The organism is Streptomyces sp. Q2, from assembly GCF_056820935.1.
Genome location: NZ_JBXEJE010000010.1, coordinates 28444 through 44944, shown reverse-complemented (window position 1 = coordinate 44944; position 16501 = coordinate 28444). Strand labels below are relative to the sequence as shown.

At 72.6% G+C, this 16501-nt stretch carries 17 protein-coding genes; 10 read left to right on the top strand and 7 right to left on the bottom strand.

The genetic code is table 11. The features are described 5' to 3' along the window. Nucleotides 1–99: 99 nt before the first annotated feature. From ACWBNA_RS12815 to ACWBNA_RS12800, 4 genes are all read right to left on the bottom strand, one after another. Nucleotides 100–660, bottom strand: coding sequence for an isochorismatase family protein (locus ACWBNA_RS12815; RefSeq protein ID WP_482704435.1), 561 nt, complete (start codon nucleotides 658–660; stop codon nucleotides 100–102). A 95-nt stretch (nucleotides 661–755) separates the two neighbouring features. After that, complete coding sequence (locus tag ACWBNA_RS12810) at nucleotides 756–1040, bottom strand: hypothetical protein (RefSeq protein WP_482704611.1); 285 nt, start codon at nucleotides 1038–1040, stop codon at nucleotides 756–758. A 203-nt stretch (nucleotides 1041–1243) separates the two neighbouring features. After that, nucleotides 1244–1831 carry a SigE family RNA polymerase sigma factor gene (locus ACWBNA_RS12805; RefSeq protein ID WP_482704434.1) on the bottom strand — a complete coding sequence of 196 codons (588 nt, stop codon included), beginning with the start codon at nucleotides 1829–1831 and terminating at the stop codon, nucleotides 1244–1246. Then, a complete protein-coding gene (locus tag ACWBNA_RS12800; RefSeq protein ID WP_482704433.1) occupies nucleotides 1828–3390 on the bottom strand; it encodes a sodium:solute symporter family protein in 1563 nt (520 codons plus the stop codon). Before ACWBNA_RS12800 ends, ACWBNA_RS12805 begins: the two co-directional genes overlap by 4 nt. 166 nt (nucleotides 3391–3556) lie before the next feature. On the opposite strand from ACWBNA_RS12800, the gene ACWBNA_RS12795 reads away from it, so the two are divergent. The 4 genes from ACWBNA_RS12795 (at nucleotide 3557) to ACWBNA_RS12780 (ending at nucleotide 7522) form a co-directional block, all read left to right on the top strand. Next, the gene (locus ACWBNA_RS12795; RefSeq protein WP_482704432.1) at nucleotides 3557–3778 is read left to right on the top strand and encodes a DUF3311 domain-containing protein; all 222 of its coding nucleotides are present in this window, start codon (nucleotides 3557–3559) and stop codon (nucleotides 3776–3778) included. 83 nt (nucleotides 3779–3861) lie between these two features. Continuing rightward, nucleotides 3862–6033: a carbon starvation CstA family protein gene (locus tag ACWBNA_RS12790; protein ID WP_482704431.1), complete on the top strand. Its 2172-nt coding sequence runs from the start codon at nucleotides 3862–3864 to the stop codon at nucleotides 6031–6033. Continuing rightward, nucleotides 6030–6218: a YbdD/YjiX family protein gene (locus tag ACWBNA_RS12785; protein WP_482704430.1), complete on the top strand. Its 189-nt coding sequence runs from the start codon at nucleotides 6030–6032 to the stop codon at nucleotides 6216–6218. The genes ACWBNA_RS12790 and ACWBNA_RS12785 overlap by 4 nt, the downstream gene beginning before the upstream one ends. Before the next feature lie 128 nt (nucleotides 6219–6346). Next, entirely contained in the window at nucleotides 6347–7522 is a 1176-nt protein-coding gene (locus ACWBNA_RS12780; protein WP_482704429.1) for a pyridoxal phosphate-dependent aminotransferase, read from the top strand. Nucleotides 7523–7530: 8 nt separating this feature from the next. Here the strand turns inward: ACWBNA_RS12780 and ACWBNA_RS12775 are convergent, their stop codons facing one another. Continuing rightward, the gene (locus tag ACWBNA_RS12775; protein ID WP_482704610.1) at nucleotides 7531–8127 is read right to left on the bottom strand and encodes a TetR/AcrR family transcriptional regulator; all 597 of its coding nucleotides are present in this window, start codon (nucleotides 8125–8127) and stop codon (nucleotides 7531–7533) included. A 146-nt stretch (nucleotides 8128–8273) separates the two neighbouring features. Between ACWBNA_RS12775 and ACWBNA_RS12770 the strand changes: the two genes are divergently transcribed. The 4 genes from ACWBNA_RS12770 to ACWBNA_RS12755 all read left to right on the top strand — a co-directional run bounded on the left by ACWBNA_RS12770 (nucleotide 8274) and on the right by ACWBNA_RS12755 (nucleotide 11280). Then, nucleotides 8274–9161, top strand: a complete 888-nt coding sequence (locus ACWBNA_RS12770) for an NAD(P)-dependent oxidoreductase (protein WP_482704428.1) — start codon at nucleotides 8274–8276, stop codon at nucleotides 9159–9161. Nucleotides 9162–9235: 74 nt separating this feature from the next. Then, nucleotides 9236–10228 carry a dihydroxyacetone kinase subunit DhaK gene (dhaK, locus tag ACWBNA_RS12765; protein ID WP_482704427.1) on the top strand — a complete coding sequence of 331 codons (993 nt, stop codon included), beginning with the start codon at nucleotides 9236–9238 and terminating at the stop codon, nucleotides 10226–10228. 49 nt (nucleotides 10229–10277) lie between these two features. Next, complete coding sequence (gene dhaL, locus ACWBNA_RS12760; RefSeq protein WP_482704426.1) at nucleotides 10278–10877, top strand: dihydroxyacetone kinase subunit DhaL; 600 nt, start codon at nucleotides 10278–10280, stop codon at nucleotides 10875–10877. Then, the gene (locus tag ACWBNA_RS12755; RefSeq protein ID WP_482704425.1) at nucleotides 10870–11280 is read left to right on the top strand and encodes a PTS-dependent dihydroxyacetone kinase phosphotransferase subunit DhaM; all 411 of its coding nucleotides are present in this window, start codon (nucleotides 10870–10872) and stop codon (nucleotides 11278–11280) included. Before dhaL ends, ACWBNA_RS12755 begins: the two co-directional genes overlap by 8 nt. A 248-nt stretch (nucleotides 11281–11528) precedes the next feature. On the opposite strand, the gene ACWBNA_RS12750 is transcribed toward ACWBNA_RS12755, so the two are convergent. Beyond that, nucleotides 11529–12167 (bottom strand): TetR/AcrR family transcriptional regulator, encoded by a 639-nt coding sequence (locus ACWBNA_RS12750; protein ID WP_482704424.1) that lies wholly within the window; start codon nucleotides 12165–12167, stop codon nucleotides 11529–11531. 147 nt (nucleotides 12168–12314) lie between these two features. On the opposite strand from ACWBNA_RS12750, the gene ACWBNA_RS12745 reads away from it, so the two are divergent. Then, nucleotides 12315–13076 (top strand): SDR family NAD(P)-dependent oxidoreductase, encoded by a 762-nt coding sequence (locus ACWBNA_RS12745; protein WP_482704423.1) that lies wholly within the window; start codon nucleotides 12315–12317, stop codon nucleotides 13074–13076. 175 nt (nucleotides 13077–13251) lie between these two features. On the opposite strand, the gene ACWBNA_RS12740 is transcribed toward ACWBNA_RS12745, so the two are convergent. Next, entirely contained in the window at nucleotides 13252–13962 is a 711-nt protein-coding gene (locus ACWBNA_RS12740) for a glycoside hydrolase family 75 protein (RefSeq protein WP_482704609.1), read from the bottom strand. A gap of 1350 nt (nucleotides 13963–15312) precedes the next feature. Between ACWBNA_RS12740 and ACWBNA_RS12735 the strand changes: the two genes are divergently transcribed. After that, entirely contained in the window at nucleotides 15313–16320 is a 1008-nt protein-coding gene (locus ACWBNA_RS12735) for a fibronectin type III domain-containing protein (RefSeq protein ID WP_482704422.1), read from the top strand. The last annotated feature ends 181 nt before the right edge of the window (nucleotides 16321–16501 follow it).

The following is a 16501-nucleotide window of genomic DNA, read 5'->3' as shown; positions in this document are numbered from 1 at the left end:
GCGGCTCTCTCGGGTGCATCATCGCCACCCTTGCTTACTGCCGCCAGCGGGCGACCTTCTCTCGACCGTAGGCGCAAGGCTCGCCCGGAATCCAATCCTTCAGGACGCACCGCCGAAGTCGACGTCCTTGGTCCCGACGGTCCCGGCCGTCCGTCCCGGCGCCGTCTGGTAGGTCCAGTACAGGTTCGTGTGGGCGATGACCTGCTCCGGCGGCGGCGCTCCCCATGCCGTCTGGTCGTCCGTCGTGTGAGCGTCGCTGACCAGGGTCGCGTCGTATCCGCGGACGAGCGCACCGTGGAGTGTCGAGCGGATGCACGCGTCCGTCGACGCGCCGACGACGACGAGTCGCCCGACGCCGAGGCCCGACAGCACGGTCTCCAGCATGGTGTCCTCGAAGGAGTCGCCGTAGTTCTTCTCGACGAGTGGCTCGCCGATGCCCGGAGTCAGCTCGGGGACGATCCGCCAGTCGTCGCTCCCCTTCACGATCTCCTCGTCGGAATGCTGGACCCAGACGACGGGCACCCGTTCCTGCCGCGCCTTCTCGACGAGAGTGCCGACGTTCGCCACGACCGTGTCGCGCTCGTGGGCTTCCTCGACGACGCCCTTCTGCACGTCGACGACGAGGAGTGCCGTATTCGGACGGTTGTCGAGTGTGGTCATCGGTTTCCTTTGATCCAGGCCGGGTTCCGGTGTCCCACGACAGTAGACCCGCCCACCGACAAGCGGGCCGGCCCCAACTCCGTGCCGCACGCCCCTTATCCCGGCCCCACCGTCGCTCCGCCGTGGACCACGGCCCCTCCGGCGCCGGAGAAGATGACGCCGGGGTCGGCCGGGGCCTGGTTGAGGACCCACAGGCCGATCAGCGTGGCCAGGGTGAAGACGACGGCGATCAGGACGGTCAGGACGAGTCGGCGGCGGCGTTCACGGCGCAGCCACTCGCCGCGGGCCGTGCGGTAGGCGTCGGGCGCGGCCCGTACTCCGCCGGCCAGCGCCTCCAGGGCTTCGGTAAGTTCTCGCTCCGTCCGGCCCCTGTCCGCCACTCCTTCCGGCGCCCGGCCGCGCTCGTGTTCCCCGCGGTTTTCCTCCGTGCCGTCCTTCCCAGGCTGTTCGTTCTCGGTGCGTCCGGGCTCCGTGCGCCCAGGGTCCGTGCGCTGAGTGTCCGTGCGTTCCTCGTCGGTGCGTTCGCTGTCGGTGCGTTCGTTGTCGGTGCGTTCGTTGTCGGTGCGACCCCGACCGGTGTCGTTCATCGCCGAGCCTCCATCGCCTGACTCAGGGCGGCGATGCCGCGCGAGGTGTGTGTCTTGACCGACCCGCAGGAGATCCCCATCGCGGCGGCGATCTCACTCTCCTTCAGTCCGAGCCAGTGCCGCAGCACGAGCGCCTCGCGCTGCCGGGCCGGCAACTGCTGGAGGGCGTCGATCAGCACCCGCTGGTCGTCGTGCAGGAGGGCGGTGCTCTCGGCGGAGGCGACGACCTCCTCCGGCGGGTTCTCCACATGTCTGCGGGCCACCTGAAGGTGGCGTATCCGCATCCGGGTCAGATTGCAGACGGTGGAGCGCAGGTACGCCTCCGCCGCCGCGATGTCCCGCAATCGCCGCCACTTGCGGTAGATCTGGTAGTACGCCTCGGCCACCACGTTCTCCGGGTCGTCCGCGCCGAGCAGCACGGCCAGGCGCAGCATCGAGGCGTAGTGCAGCTCGAACAGGCTGGCCAGGGCGGCCTCCCGTTCCACGTCGGCCGGGTCGCTCACCGTGGGCACGAGGGGATCGGCCGGAGGGGCGGGCGGCGGCACGGGCGGCAGCGTGAGGGGGATGTTCTGTCTGCGTCTCACGGATTGTTCGCTCCCGTCTCGGGGCGCCGCCTGACGGCCAGGCGGGTCGGCAGGTCGGTGAGGTCGGCGCCGCGCGGGACGCCGAGACGTTCCAGGGCCGGGGTCGCGGCCAGGGCGACGGTCAGATTGAGCAGGAGGGCGACGAGCCCGGCGTAGATCTCCGCGGACGGGCCGCCGATGCCGATCGGCACGACGGACGAGAACCCCTCCCGCACCACCAGGACGGTTCCGGCCACCATGCCCACGACCCAGCCGGCCAGCAGCGCCCGTGGATGCAGCCGGCCGGTGAACAGTCCGACGGCCACGGCTGGGAAGATCTGCAGGATCCAGACGCCGCCGAGCAGTTGGAGATTGATCGCGTCCTGGTCGCGCAGCCCGAACACGAACGCGACCGCGCCCACCTTCGCGGTCAGCGACACCGCCTTGGCGATGCGCACCTGCCGTTTGGGGGTGGCGGTCGGGTGGACGTACTCGACGTACACGTTCCGGACGAAGCTGGTGGCGGCGGCGATGGACATCACGGCGGCCGGGACCAGCGCCCCCACGGTGATCGCGGCGAACACCAGCCCGGCCAGCGGCCCCGGCATCAGCCGGTCGACCAGCATCGGCACGGCGGCCTCCGCGCCGCCCTCCGGCGCCCGTACGCCCACCGCGAGTGCGGCGACGCCGAGGAAGCCGAAGAGCGCGAGCAGCGCGGTCCAGGCGGGCAGCGCCACGGAGACCTTGCGCAGGGTGCGCGGGCCGTCGGCGGCGAACCCGGCGGTGAGGACGTGCGGGTACATCAGCAGGGCCAGGGCGGAACCGAGGGCGAGGGTGGCGTAGGCGGGCTGCTGGGCGGGCGACAGCAGCAGCGCGGAGTGCGCCGCGTCCGTGCCGCCGAGCCGCCGGGCGGCGCCCTCGAAGACCGGTCCGGGGCCGCCGAGCCGGTTCAGGACCAGCCAGCAGACGGCGGTGAGCGAGACGAACACGGCCACCGCCTTGAGCGCGGAGATGACGGTGGGCGCGCGCAGCCCGTGCCGGTACGTCGCCACCGCGAGCCCGGCGAAGAGGGCCACCATCACCAGGTCCCCGCCCGCGCCGCGCGGGTACACGCCCCCGGCCGTCAGTACCGCGCGTATGCCGAGCAGCTGCAACGCCAGGTACGGCATCGTCGCGAGGATCCCGGTCAGCGCGACCACCAGCGCCAGCAGCGGCGACCCGTAGCGGCCGCGGACGAAGTCGGCGGCGGTGATGTAGCCGTGCCGGCGGGCGACGGTCCACAGGCGGCTCAGCAGGACGAAGGCGAGCGGGCAGACGATCACCGTGTACGGCACCGCGAAGAAGGCGGGCGCCCCGTTGCCGTACGCCAGTCCGGGGACGGCGGTGAAGGTGTACGCGGTGAAGATCGTGCCGCCGAGCAGGAACCAGGTCCACACCGGGCCCAGACTCCGGTCGGCCAGGGCCCAGCCCTCCAGGGAGGGCAGCCGGTCGCTGGGGTGCAGACGGCGTGCCGTCACGGCGAGCAGCGACGCTCCGCCGATCACGGCGAGAAACGTCGCGGTCATGGCGCCGTCGGCCATGGGTCACCGTCCTTGGTGTGCCTGGATCTCACCGGTTGGTTGCGCAGACGGCTGGTTCGGTTGACGCGACACCGGCGGAAATCTTCTGGAAATCCGCTGTCAACCACTTCCGGCGGGTGGGCAACTCTTGCACAGACCCACAGCGAGCGGGAGAGGAGCGCAGGTCATGGTGCGGACCGGTCATCCCCGGCTACGGCGCGTCGCCGTCGCCGTGCTGCTCCTCGCGCCCGCGGCGGGGCTGCTGTGGGTTCCCTGGTACGCCGGGGCGGGGCCGCGACTCGCGGGCACGCCGTTCTTCTACTGGTACCAGCTCGCCTGGGTGCCGGGGTGCGGCCTGTGTCTGCTCGGCGCGTACGCGCTGACCAGGCACGAACACCGCGATCCCTGATCCGGGAGAAGGGGAGTCCCTTCCCGGTCGCTGATCTTCACGCACGTCCTTTCACGACATCACCCCCGAGGTGAGGAGCCGCCATGCCTACGTCAGTCATGCCCGAATCCGGTCTGCCGGCGCCACAGGAGCCGCCGCCCGTACGGTCGTCCCGCCTGTCGCCACGGTCGATCCTGCTGTGGGGCATCGTCGCGCTGCTGGGCGCCGTCGCCTGGGGCGTCCTGGCCCTGGCCCGTGGTGAGGAGATCTCCGCGGTCTGGCTGGTGGTGGCCGCGCTCGGTTCGTACGCCATCGCCTACCGCTTCTACTCGCGCTTCATCGCCCGCCGCGTGCTGAAGCCGGACGACCGCCGGGCCACCCCGGCGGAACGTCTGGAGGACGGCGTCGACTTCCAGCCGACCGACCGCCGGGTCCTGCTCGGCCACCACTTCGCCGCGATCGCCGGCGCCGGGCCGCTGGTGGGGCCGGTGCTCGCGGCCCAGATGGGGTACCTGCCCGGCACCCTGTGGATCGTCGCCGGGGTGATCTTCGCGGGGGCCGTGCAGGACATGGTGGTGCTGTTCCTGTCGATGCGGCGGGACGGCAAGTCGCTGGGGCAGATGGCCCGTGACGAGATCGGCCGGGCGGGCGGCGCGGCTGCCCTGATCGCCGTCTTCGCCATCATGATCATCCTGCTGGGTGTGCTGGCCCTGGTCGTGGTCAACGCGCTCGCGCACTCCCCCTGGGGCACCTTCTCGGTCGCCATGACCGTCCCCATCGCCCTGTTCATGGGCTTCTGGATGCACCGCATCCGCCCCGGCCGGGTCGTCGAGGCCAGCTTCATCGGGGTGGCGCTGCTGCTGCTCGCCATCGCCGGCGGCGGCTGGATCCAGAACTCCTCACTCGCGGACACCTTCACCCTCAGCCCGACGACCCTCGTGTTCTGCCTGGTCGGCTACGGCTTCGTCGCCTCGGTCCTGCCGGTGTGGATGCTCCTCGCGCCGCGCGACTACCTGTCCACCTTCATGAAGATCGGCACGATCGCACTGCTCGCGGTCGGCGTCGTGGTCGCCGCCCCCGTGCTGCGCGCCGACGCGGTCAGCGAGTTCGCGACCTCGGGCGCCGGTCCCGTCTTCGCCGGCTCCCTCTTCCCCTTCCTCTTCATCACCATCGCCTGCGGCGCGCTGTCCGGCTTCCACGCCCTGGTCGCCTCGGGCACCACCCCGAAGCTGATCCAGAAGGAGTCCCAGGTCCGGCTGATCGGCTACGGCGCCATGCTGATGGAGTCGTTCGTCGCGATCATGGCGCTGATCGCCGCGGCCACCCTCGAACCCGGCCTGTACTACGCGATGAACGCCCCCGCGGGCCTCCTCGGCGCGACCGCCGAGTCCGCGTCCCACGCGGTGGCCGGCCTCGGCTTCACCATCACCCCCGACCAGCTGACCCAGGCGGCCAAGGCGGTGGAGGAGCAGACCCTGATCGCCCGGTCGGGCGGTGCGCCCACCCTGGCCGTCGGCATGTCGGAGATCTTCTCCGGGGTCTTCGGCGGCGCGGCGATGAAGGCCTTCTGGTACCACTTCGCGATCATGTTCGAGGCCCTGTTCATCCTGACGACGGTCGACGCGGGCACCCGCGTCGGGCGGTTCATGCTGCAGGACATGCTCGGCAACGTGTGGAAGCCCCTCGGCCGGGTCAACTGGAAGCCCGGCATCTGGCTGTGCAGCGCCCTCGTCGTCGCCGCCTGGGGCTACTTCCTCTACACCGGCGCCACCGACCCGCTGGGCGGGATCAACCAGCTCTTCCCGCTCTTCGGCATCGCCAACCAGCTGCTCGCCGCCATCGCCCTCACCGTCTGCACGACGGTCCTGATCAAGTCCGGACGGCTGCGCTGGGCCTGGATCACCGGTGTCCCGCTGGCATGGGTGGTCGCGATCACCTTCACCGCCGGCTGGCAGAAGATCTTCTCCGACGACCCCAAGGTGGGCTTCTTCACCCAGCGCACGCGGTACGCCGACGCCATCGACGCCGGCCAGATCCTGCCGCCCGCCAAGAGCGTCGACGACATGCACACCGTGGTCACCAACTCCACCGTCGACGGCGTCCTCATCGCCGTCTTCCTGCTCCTGGTCGCCGTGGTGATCGTGAACGCCGCGGTGGTGTGCGTACGCGCCGTGCGGTCCCCGTCTGAGCTGCCGACCACCGAGGCGCCGTACGTCGAGTCGCGCATCGACGTACCCGAGCAGACCTCCAAGCCGCTGGCGGGAGCCCGCTCATGAGCGCCCGGCAGTGGGCACGGGCGGTGCGCTGGTACCTGCGCGAGCTGACGGGCGAGGCCGAGTACGACCGGCACTGCGACCGGTACCGACGCCACCACCCGCTCGCGCCGGTACCGACCCGCCGCGAGTACGAGGTGCAGCGCACACGCCACCGGGAGAGCCACCCCCAGAGCCGCTGCTGCTGACGGCCGAGCACCGGCCGTGGGGCGGGCGCACCTCCCGACCGGGAGTGCGCCCGCCCCACCCGGCTTCGCGCCCGGCTCAGCGCATAAACTGGGCCCCTTCCGTACGCGATCCAGCCGAAGGCCGCCGCATGAAAATCTCGCAACGCGCCCAGGCCGTCGCCCCCTTCTACGCCATGGAGTTCGGCAAGCGTGCCGCGGCGCTGGAGGCCCAGGGCCACCACGTCGTCAAACTCAGCCTCGGTGAGCCGGACTTCGGCGCGCCCGAGGCGGTACGGAACGCGATGCGCGAGGCCATGGACGGCCGGCCGATGACCTACACCGCGGCGCTCGGGCTGCCCGCCCTGCGGCAGGCGATCGCGCGGTTCTACCGGGACCGGCACGGTGTGAAGGTCGACCCCGCCCGGGTCGTGGTGACCGCGGGCGCCTCGGCCGCCCTGGTGCTGGCCACGGCGGCCCTCGTCGACGCCGGTGACGAGGTGCTCATCGCGGACCCGTCGTACCCCTGCAACCGGCAGATCGTCGAGAGCTTCGGCGCGGACGTCACGCTCGTGCCCACCACCGTCGAGTCCCGCTTCCAGCTGGACGCCTCGTCGGTACGGTCGAGCTGGACGGACCGGACCCGCGGCGTCATGATCGCCACTCCGTCGAACCCGACGGGCACCTCCGTCCCGGCCGACGAGCTGGCGGCGATCTGCGCGTTCGCCCGCGAACGCGACGCGTGGCGCATCGTCGACGAGATCTACCTCAACCTCGGCGACCCCGACGCCCAGGGTGAGCCGCCGCGCAGCGCGCTGTCGTACGACCCCGAAGCCATCGTCATCAACAGCTTCTCGAAGTACTTCGGCATGACCGGCTGGCGGCTGGGCTGGTGCGTCGTCCCCGAGACTCTCGTGCCGGCACTGGAGCGTCTGGCCCAGAACTACTTCCTGTGCGCCTCCACTCCCGCGCAGCACGCGGCCCTGTCCTGCTTCACCCCCGAGTCCCTCGCGGTCTGCGAGGCACGCCGGATCGAGTTCGCCGAGCGGCGCGCGCTCGTCCTGGACGGCCTGGCCCGGATCGGTCTGCCGGTCCCCGTCCCGCCCGACGGCGCGTTCTACGTCTACTTCGACGTCGGCCACACCGGACTGACCTCGTGGGAGTTCTGCGAACGCGCGCTCCAGGAGGCGCACGTGGCACTCACCCCCGGCCGGGACTTCGGCGTCCGCACCGCGGACACCCATGTCCGCCTCTCCTACGCGGCGTCGGCCGACGACCTCCGCGAGGGGATCGCCCGCCTCGGGAAGTTCCTGGCCACGCTTCGGTAGACGGCCGGTCAGTCGCTCTCGCGCACCGCCGCGTCGAGAAGAGGGCCGAGTTCCCGGGCCGCGTTCGTCAGCGCGCGGACGTCCCGCTCGGCCCGGGCGATGAGGATCGCCCCCTCCAAGGCACTGATCATGAGGGTGGCGAGCGCGTCGGCCCGCTCCTCGGGCACGCCCATGTCCGCCAGGGCCCGGGCCACCGGTCCGGCCCAGGTGGCGAACGCGGCGGCCGCGGCCCTGCGCGTGGACACGGCGGACTCCGCGCAGTCCACGGTGGCGGCGGCCACGGGGCAGCCGCCCACGAAGCCGGCGGCCTCGTACTCGTCGGTCCACTGGCGCACCATCTCGGCGAACAAGCCGCTGGGCGTCGGCTCGGGCAGCGCTGCCAGGAAGCGGGCGACACGGTTGCCCGCGTAGCGGCCCGCCCAGTCCACGGCCTCGTTGACGAGCTGCTCCTTGCCGCCGGGGAAGTAGTGCTGGAGCGAACCGCGCGGCGCGCCGGCGTGGGCGGCGACCTCCCGCATTCCCGTCGAGGCGACCCCGTCGCGCCGGATGAGCTGGGCCGCGCTGAAGACCATCCGCTCGCGCGGCCCCCGTTCGGACAGCGCCATCCCGACCTCCACCGCCATGTCGCGCACCATGTCGCGCGTGCTCCCCGCCCACCCTATGACCACCGTCATAGAGTCCACTACTATGACCGCTGTCATAGGCAGGGGACGGCTCGACCTCGCCATGGGGCCGGACAAGGCGGTGCATCGTGTACGTCGGTTTCGTCGGCCTCGGTGTCATGGGACAGCCCATGGCCCTCAACCTCGCCCGTGCCGGCACGCCCCTCGTCGTCTGGAACCGCACCCCCGTCCGGTGCGAACCCCTGCGTGCCGCCGGAGCCGAGGTCGCGGCGAGCCCCGCCGAGGTCTTCGAACGGGCCGGCACCGTGATCCTCATGCTGGCCGACGAGACCGCCGTCGACGCGGTCCTCGGTCGCGGCACCCCGGACTTCGCCGCGCGCGTCGCCGGACACACCGTCGTCCACATGGGCACGACCTCACCGGAGTACTCGGCCGGCCTCCAAAACGACCTCCGGGCCGCGGGCGGCGGCTACGCGGAGGCACCGGTCTCCGGTTCCCGAGTCCCCGCCGAGCAAGGGCAGTTGGTGGCGATGCTGGCGGGTGACGACGAAGTCGTGGAGGCCGTACGCCCTTTGCTCGCCCCCATGTGCCGGGACACGTTCGGCTGCGGCCCCGTCCCGGGCGCGCTACTGATGAAGTTCTCGGTGAACCTGTTCCTGATCACGCTGGTGACCGGACTGACCGAGGCGTTCCACTTCGCCGACCGGCACGGGCTCGACCCACGCCTGCTCCACGACGTCCTGGACGCCGGACCGATGGCCAGCGCCGTCTCCCGGATGAAGGCGCCCAAGCTGCTCACCCGTGACTTCGCCGTCCAGGCGGCGGCCGCGGACGTCCTGAAGAACAACCGGCTGATCGCGGAGGCCGCCCGCAAGGCCGGCCTGGCGTCCCCGCTCCTGGACGTCTGCCACGCCCTCTTCGACGAGACCGTCGAGCAGGGTCACGGCGGCCAGGACATGGTGGCCGTACTGCACGCGCTGGAGAACCGGACCCACGGCGCCGGCCCGCGAACGTGACCGACGCTGCCTCAGCATTGATACTTCCCGTAGAGGTCAGAGGCTCATCTTTCCAGTCTCACCAGGAGGTACCCATGAGGATGCTGATCAACGTCCCCGAGACCGTGGTCGCCGACGCGCTGCGTGGCCTGGCGGCCGCTCATCCCGAGTTGACCGTCGATGTCGAGAACCGGGTGATCGTACGGCGGGACGCCCCCGTGGCAGGGAAGGTCGCCCTGGTTTCCGGCGGGGGTTCGGGGCACGAACCGCTGCACGGCGGCTTCGTGGGGCCCGGGATGCTCTCCGCGGCCTGCCCCGGCGAGGTGTTCACGTCACCGGTGCCGGACCAGATGGTGCGGGCCGCTGCGGCGGTGGACAGCGGCGCCGGTGTGCTGTTCATCGTGAAGAACTACACGGGCGACGTGCTCAACTTCGACATGGCGGCCGAACTCGCCGAGGACGAGGGCATCCAGGTCGCCAAGGTGCTGGTCGACGACGACGTGGCGGTCACCGACAGTCTCTACACGGCCGGGCGGCGCGGCACCGGTGCGACGCTCTTCGTGGAGAAGATCGCGGGGGCCGCGGCCGACGAGGGGCAGCCCTTGGAGCGAGTGCAGTCGATCGCCCAGCAGGTCAACGAGAACTCCCGCAGCTTCGGGGTCGCGCTCAGCGCCTGCACCACGCCGGCCAAGGGCAGCCCGACCTTCGATCTGCCGCCCGGTGAGCTGGAGTTGGGCATCGGCATCCACGGCGAGCCCGGCCGGGAGCGGCGGGCGATGATGACCTCGCGGGAGATCGCCGACTTCTCGGTCGGCGCGATCCTGGACGACTTGACCCCGCGCAATCCCGTCCTCGTCCTGGTCAACGGCCTGGGCTCGACGCCACTGCTGGAGCTGTACGGCTTCAACGCCGAGGTGCAGCGGGTGCTCGCCGAGCGCGGCGTCGCCGTCGCCCGGACCCTCGTCGGCAACTACGTCACCTCCCTCGACATGGCCGGCGCCTCGGTCACCCTGTGCCAGATCGACGAGGAGCTGCTGCGCCTGTGGGACGCGCCCGTGAAGACGGCGGGACTGCGCTGGGGGGTGTGATCCGGCGAGGGCCAGCGGACACAACGTACCGACCACGCAAGGAGATCCAGTGCTCGACGCCGACTTCTTCCGCCGTTGGATGACGGCGACCGCCACCTCCGTCGACCGCGAGGCGGAACGGCTCACCGCCCTCGACTCACCCATCGGGGACGCCGACCACGGCAGCAATCTGCGGCGCGGCTTCACCGCGGTGACCGCGGCGCTGGACAAGGAGGCGCCCGACACGCCGGGTGCGGTCCTCGTGCTCGCCGGTCGCACGCTGATCTCGACCGTGGGTGGCGCCTCCGGGCCGCTGTACGGCACGTTGTTGCGCCGCACCGGCAAGGCGCTCGGTGACGCCGGCGAGGTCAGCGAGGAGCGGTTCGCCGACGCGCTGCGCGAGGGTGTGGACGCGGTCAGGACGCTCGGCGGAGCCGCGCCCGGCGACAAGACCATGATCGACGCGTTGGTGCCGGCCCTCGACGCGCTCGGCGACGGCTTCACCGCGGCCAGGGCCGCGGCCGAGGAGGGCGCTCTGGCGACCACGCCGTTGCAGGCCCGCAAGGGACGGGCGAGTTACCTCGGGGAGCGCAGCATCGGACACCAGGATCCCGGGGCCACATCGGCATCGCTGCTCGTGGCGGCACTCGCGGAGGCGGCCGGTGAGTGACGAGAAGCTGGTCGGGATCGTGCTGGTGTCGCACAGCGCTGAGGTCGCCGCGTCGGTGGCCGAGTTGGCCAAGGGGCTGGTGGGCGCCGGCGCCGAGGTGCCCGTCGCCCCGGCGGGCGGCACCGAGGGCGGCGGGCTCGGTACCAGCGCGGAGCTGATCGCCGCCGCGGCCGCCGCCGTGGACCGGGGTGCCGGTGTCGCGGTGCTCACCGACCTCGGGAGCGCGGTCCTCACCGTGAAGGCGCTGCTCGCCGAGGGCGACGAACTCCCCGCCCACACCCGCCTGGTGGACGCCCCGTTCGTCGAAGGGGCGGTGGCCGCGGTCGTCACGGCGGCCACGGGAGCCGACCTCGCGGCGGTGGAGGCGGCGGCCGTGGAGGCGTACACGTACCGGAAGGTGTGACGCCCCTTCAGATGGCCGGGGCCTGTCCGACGGATCTTGGATCCTGTCCCGGGAAGCGGCGGCGGCTCATCGACGTAGGTGAGCGGGGCCTTGTGCGCCGAGCTGCGAGGCGGAGGAGGGCGTCGACGCGATGGGATCCCCCCGCTCGAGGTCGTTCGAGCGGGGGAAAGTCGGGTCGGCAACCGACGACAACGCCGCGGATCGGAGTGCCAGGCCCCGCGTCTGCGGCCTGATCCGCCGGACAGTGCCTAGCCGACCCCTTCGGCCGCGACGGCGAGGGCCGAGCGCAAAGTGGCCACCAACTCGGCCTCCGCCGTCGCGGGGTCGGCCGACGGGTCGGCGGTGCGCCAGGCGTGGTGCTCGACCGCGGCGCGCAGGGCGGCGTTGAACATCGCCGCGAGGATCGTCGGCCGCAGGTCCTCGGGGGCCAGCCCGGCCCGCTCGGCCAGGGCGCGGGCGAACGCCGGCTCGGCCTCGTCGTACGTCTGGAGCCAGACGGCGCGCAGTCCTGGCTCGGTTCGGGTGAGCCGGACCAGGGCGCCGACGGTGGCGCGGGCGGGACCGCCGACGTGACAGAGCTCCCTCGTCAGCGTCCGGTCGAAGAGCTCCTCCAGGGGCTGTCCCGGGAGCCAGTCGCGCAGACAGCCGGCGATCACGTCGATGCCCTGCGAGAACAGCGGCCGTACGCAGCTCTCCTTGCTCGGGAAGTAGCGCCACACGGTCCGCGCGGAGACGCCGACCGCCTGTCCGATCTGCTCACCGGTGGTCGCCGTGACGCCCTGGGCGACGAACAGGTCCACCGCGGCCCGGGCGATCTCCAGCCTGATCTCGGCCTTGCGCTCCTCGGTCAGGGGTGGTCGTCCCGTGCGGACGCGAGGGGCGGTCATCGGTTCCTCCGGCTGGTGGCGATCACTCTCCGGGAATCTCACTCTCCGGGACTGTCTCCGACAAGTTTATGTCACTCACAGACATTAAGTCGTAGGGTGAGGACCCACCGGGCATCCCGCCTTCGGAGACACGGACAGGAGATCCCCATGGCCGGCGGATTCGACGGACGCAGCGTCATCGTCACCGGAGCGGGCTCGGGCATCGGACGGGCCGCCGCCGTGGCCTTCGGCGCGCAGGGCGCGCGCGTGGTGGTGGCGGACCTCAATGCCGACGGCGCTCAGGAGACGGCCGAGGAGATCGAGCGGGCGGGCGGGAGCCCGGTCGTGGTCACCGGTGACCTGAGCGAGCAGGCCGTCGTCGACCGGGTGACTTCGACCGCCGTGGAGCGCTTCGGCGGGGTGGACGTCCTGGTGAACAACGCCGGGATCATGGACCGCATGTCGGCGCTCGCGGACGTGAGCGACGCGGAGTGGGAGCGGGTCATCCGGGTCAACCTCACCGCGCCCTTCCTGCTCACCCGCGCGGTGTTGCCGCACATGCTGGCTGCGGGCAAGGGCGCCATCGTGACCACCGCCTCCGAGGCGGGCCTGCGCGGCAGCGCGGCCGGCGCCGCCTACACGGCCTCGAAGCACGGGCTGGTGGGGCTGACCAAGAACCTCGCGGTCATGTACCGCAAGCAGGGCATCCGGGCCAACGCCATCGCGCCGGGCGGTACGGCGACCCACATCGTCGTGGATGTCGAGCAGGGTGCCCACGGGCCGGCCGCGCTCGGCCCGCACTTCGTCAACATCGGCCGCGTAGCCGGGCCCGAGGAGCAGGCCGCCGCCATCGTGTTCCTCGCCTCGGACGCGGCGAGCAACATCAACGGCGTGGTGCTGCCGGTCGACGACGGCTGGTCTGCGGTCTGACGCACCGCCGGGGGGTCACCGGTCCCCCGGGCCGCCCCGCAGGCCCTCGCCGGCACACACAAACCGCACGCCCAGGCCGTCGCCATCCGCACGAACCGCACCACCAGACCGTCACCCATCCGCACGAACCACCCCGCCGACCGACACCAGCCCGCACAAACCGCCCGCCAGGCCGTCACCGGCCGCGGACGAACTGCCGTGCCAGCCGCTCCCCGACCATCACGGCGGCCGCGTGGTTCTCGATGGGTGCCACCCGCGTGTCCTTGAACACGATGTAGGTGACGCCCGAGTCGGTGCCGCCGCCGCGCGGGTCGGGGCGAATGCCGAGGGCCTTGGCGGCGGCATAGGACGCCTCGCCGATGAGGTCGCGCGGGCCGACGTCGCCGACGACCGCGTACCGCACCCGGTCACGGTGGACGACGGCCGCGACCGATCCGCCGCGCACGCCGTCGTCGCGGTGGTTCCAGATGCGGCTCGGGCCGGGCACGACGATGTACGGGAGCCGTTCGGCGTCCAGTTGGCGGCCGTCGGACTGCGGATAGGCCGTGGCGTCGGAGAAGAGCGGGTCACTGCGGCGGTTGCAGCGGCGGCCGGCCCGGCCGTCGCAGTCGATGTCCAGGTCGGCCCGCCAGAACACGGCGTCCCGGGTACCGCAGACGGGGGTGCTCGCGGGCGTGCCGTCGTCACTGCGGTAGCGGCCGCGGGAGACCGGGACGCAGTCACGCACCCTGGCCAGCAGGTCGGCGGCTCGGACGTCGCCCGCGCTCCGCGCCATCGGCCCCTCCCGGACGACGCGGGGCCCGGCGACGGGCCCGGCGACGGGACCGGCGACGGGCAGAGCGACCGGCGTGGTGGCGGGCAGAGCGACCGGCGTGGTGGCGGGCAGAGCGACCGGCGTGGTGGCGGGCAGAGCGACCGGCGTGGTGGCGGGCAGAGCGACCGGCGTGGTGGCGGGCAGAGCGACCGGCGTGGTGGCGGGCAGAGCGACCGGCGTGGTGGCGGGCAGAGCGACCGGCGTGGTGGCGGGCAGAGCGACCGGCGTGGTGGCGGGCAGAGCGACCGGCGTGGTGGCGGGCAGAGCGACCGGCGTGGTGGCGGGCAGAGCGACCGGCGTGGTGGCGGGCAGAGCGACCGGCGTGGTGGCGGGCAGAGCGACCGGCGTGGTGGCGGGCAGAGCGACCGGCGTGGTGGCGGGCAGAGCGACCGGCGTGGTGGCGGGCAGAGCGACCGGCGTGGTGGCGGGCAGAGCGACCGGCGTGGTGGCGGGCAGAGCGACCGGCGTGGTGGCGGGCAGAGCGACCGGCGTGGTGGCGGGCAGAGCGACCGGCGTGGTGGCGGGCAGAGCGACCGGCGTGGTGGCGGGCAGAGCGACCGGCGTGGTGGCGGGCAGAGCGACCGGCGTGGTGGCGGGCAGAGCGACCGGCGTGGTGGCGGGCAGAGCGACCGGCGTGGTGGCGGGCAGAGCGACCGGCGTGGTGGCGGGCAGAGCGACCGGCGTGGTGGCGGGCAGAGCGACCGGCGTGGTGGCGGGCAGAGCGACCGGCGTGGTGGCGGGCAGAGCGACCGGCGTGGTGGCGGGCAGAGCGACCGGCGTGGTGGCGGGCAGAGCGACCGGCGTGGTGGCGGGCAGAGCGACCGGCGTGGTGGCGGGCAGAGCGACCGGCGTGGTGGCGGGCAGAGCGACCGGCGTGGTGGCGGGCAGAGCGACCGGCGTGGTGGCGGGCAGAGCCGTCGGGGCGAGGAGGGCGGCGCCTGCCACGGCCAGGGTCAGTGACTGGGCACGCACGATGAGGACCCCCTCCTGGAGGCGTTGACGGACACTCAGCCCAATCTGACGCCGCGTCGATCGCGCGGCCACCGTTGGGGGGCCAGACGGAGCACGTCTTCGGGCAGCCGGACGGGGGCCGGGACCCCAGGCCCGCGAAGGACTCCGGCCTCCCGGCCGCCCGCACCGGCGCGGGACCAGCGACGACAGCGGCCCGCGTGCCGGCGTGAACTACCCACCACTCAGGGAGAGTTCAGCCGTGAGGCCGTCAGCATACGAAACGCCTGACGCACCGACACCCACCCCCCCCCCTGGAGACGGCCGTCGCGGGTGGTCACCGAACTCCGCCCGCTTCACGTGCCCTCTTGATGTGATCGCGCCAGCGCGCCATATTGGTCCGGACCAATGCCCCTCCATACCCGCCATACCCGCCATACCCGCCATGCTCGTCAAGCCCTCCGGGAGGCAGCCGTGCGACGCGTTCACGTCCCGCCTTCCGTGCCCCGTCGCCTCGCGCTGTGCGGAGCGCTCGCGCTGATCGCCTCCTGCGGAGGGGGTGGGACGGCCGACGGTGAGAGCGGCCGGCTGCCCGCGGCGCCGACGGGCGTCACCGCCACGGCCGGCAGTGCGACGAACGTGCACGTCATGTGGAACGCGGTGACGGCGGACGCAGGCCGCGGCGTCGACGTCTATGAGGTGTATCGCGACACCACCAAGGTCAGGGAGGTACCGGGTTCGCGGCACATGGTGGACGTCACCAGGCTCAGGCCGTCCACCGTGTACGTCTTCACCGTGCGGGCGCGTGACGCCGAGGGGCGCCTCGGCCCTGCCGGCCAGGAGGTGCGGGCGACGACGTTGGCGGCCGTGGCGGCGGACCGCTCGGCCCCGACGCGGCCGGGGAAGCTGCGGGGCCGAGCGGCCGGAAGCCGGGCGGTCCAGCTGTCCTGGGCCGCCTCGACCGACGACCGGGACGTGGCGTCGTACGACATCCATCAGGGCGCCACGAAGATCCACAGTGTGGGCGGGAACCAGACGGCGGCCGTGGTCACGGGGCTGCGTCCGGGCACCCGCTACTCCTTCACCGTGCGGGCGAGGGACGCGGCCGACAACGTCTCGCCCGCCGGCGGCCCCCTGCGCCTCACCACCGCGGGCGCCGACGACGGGCGGGACACGGCTCCCACCGCCTTCGAGGCGACGACCCGGCACGCCGACGGGGCGTACCACGTCGAGCTCGCCTGGGTACCGCCGCGCACGGACGAGGTGGTCACGGAGTACCAGGTCCATCTCGACGGACGGCCCGCCACCTCGCTGGTGTTCGGCGGATCGGCGCCGCGCGACCGGGCCACGTACGGCTTCTACCTGGGACGGGAGGCCGGCGTCAGCCATCGGGTGCGGATCCGGGCGAAGCTGCCGGACGGCACCTGGGGAGGCTTCTCCGCGGAGCGGACCGTGACCACGGGCGCCACCCCACGGCCGTGACGACCGGGCCCGCCTTCGCCGCCGCCGCGGCCGGACGACGGATCCGTCACCCGACCGGGGGCCGTCCGCATGCGGGCGGGGCCGTGAGCACGTTGGCTTCCCCTGAGGGCAGCACGGGCGTTCCCGATCCTCGGCGGCGCAAGGGATGTACCGCCAACCGTGCCGCCGGAGGAACAGGTCC

What these genes read in the sequence shown, in the direction of transcription:
- ACWBNA_RS12750 (WP_482704424.1), bottom strand. Translation starts at nt 12,167, where the DNA reads ATGACCGCCCCTCGCGTCCGCACGGGACGACCACCCCTGACCGAGGAG.
- ACWBNA_RS12800 (WP_482704433.1), bottom strand. Translation starts at nt 3,390, where the DNA reads ATGGCCGACGGCGCCATGACCGCGACGTTTCTCGCCGTGATCGGCGGA.
- ACWBNA_RS12790 (WP_482704431.1), top strand. Translation starts at nt 3,862, where the DNA reads ATGCCTACGTCAGTCATGCCCGAATCCGGTCTGCCGGCGCCACAGGAG.
- ACWBNA_RS12795 (WP_482704432.1), top strand. Translation starts at nt 3,557, where the DNA reads ATGGTGCGGACCGGTCATCCCCGGCTACGGCGCGTCGCCGTCGCCGTG.
- ACWBNA_RS12785 (WP_482704430.1), top strand. Translation starts at nt 6,030, where the DNA reads ATGAGCGCCCGGCAGTGGGCACGGGCGGTGCGCTGGTACCTGCGCGAG.
- ACWBNA_RS12780 (WP_482704429.1), top strand. Translation starts at nt 6,347, where the DNA reads ATGAAAATCTCGCAACGCGCCCAGGCCGTCGCCCCCTTCTACGCCATG.
- dhaK (WP_482704427.1), top strand. Translation starts at nt 9,236, where the DNA reads ATGAGGATGCTGATCAACGTCCCCGAGACCGTGGTCGCCGACGCGCTG.
- ACWBNA_RS12745 (WP_482704423.1), top strand. Translation starts at nt 12,315, where the DNA reads ATGGCCGGCGGATTCGACGGACGCAGCGTCATCGTCACCGGAGCGGGC.
- ACWBNA_RS12815 (WP_482704435.1), bottom strand. Translation starts at nt 660, where the DNA reads ATGACCACACTCGACAACCGTCCGAATACGGCACTCCTCGTCGTCGAC.
- ACWBNA_RS12775 (WP_482704610.1), bottom strand. Translation starts at nt 8,127, where the DNA reads ATGGCGCTGTCCGAACGGGGGCCGCGCGAGCGGATGGTCTTCAGCGCG.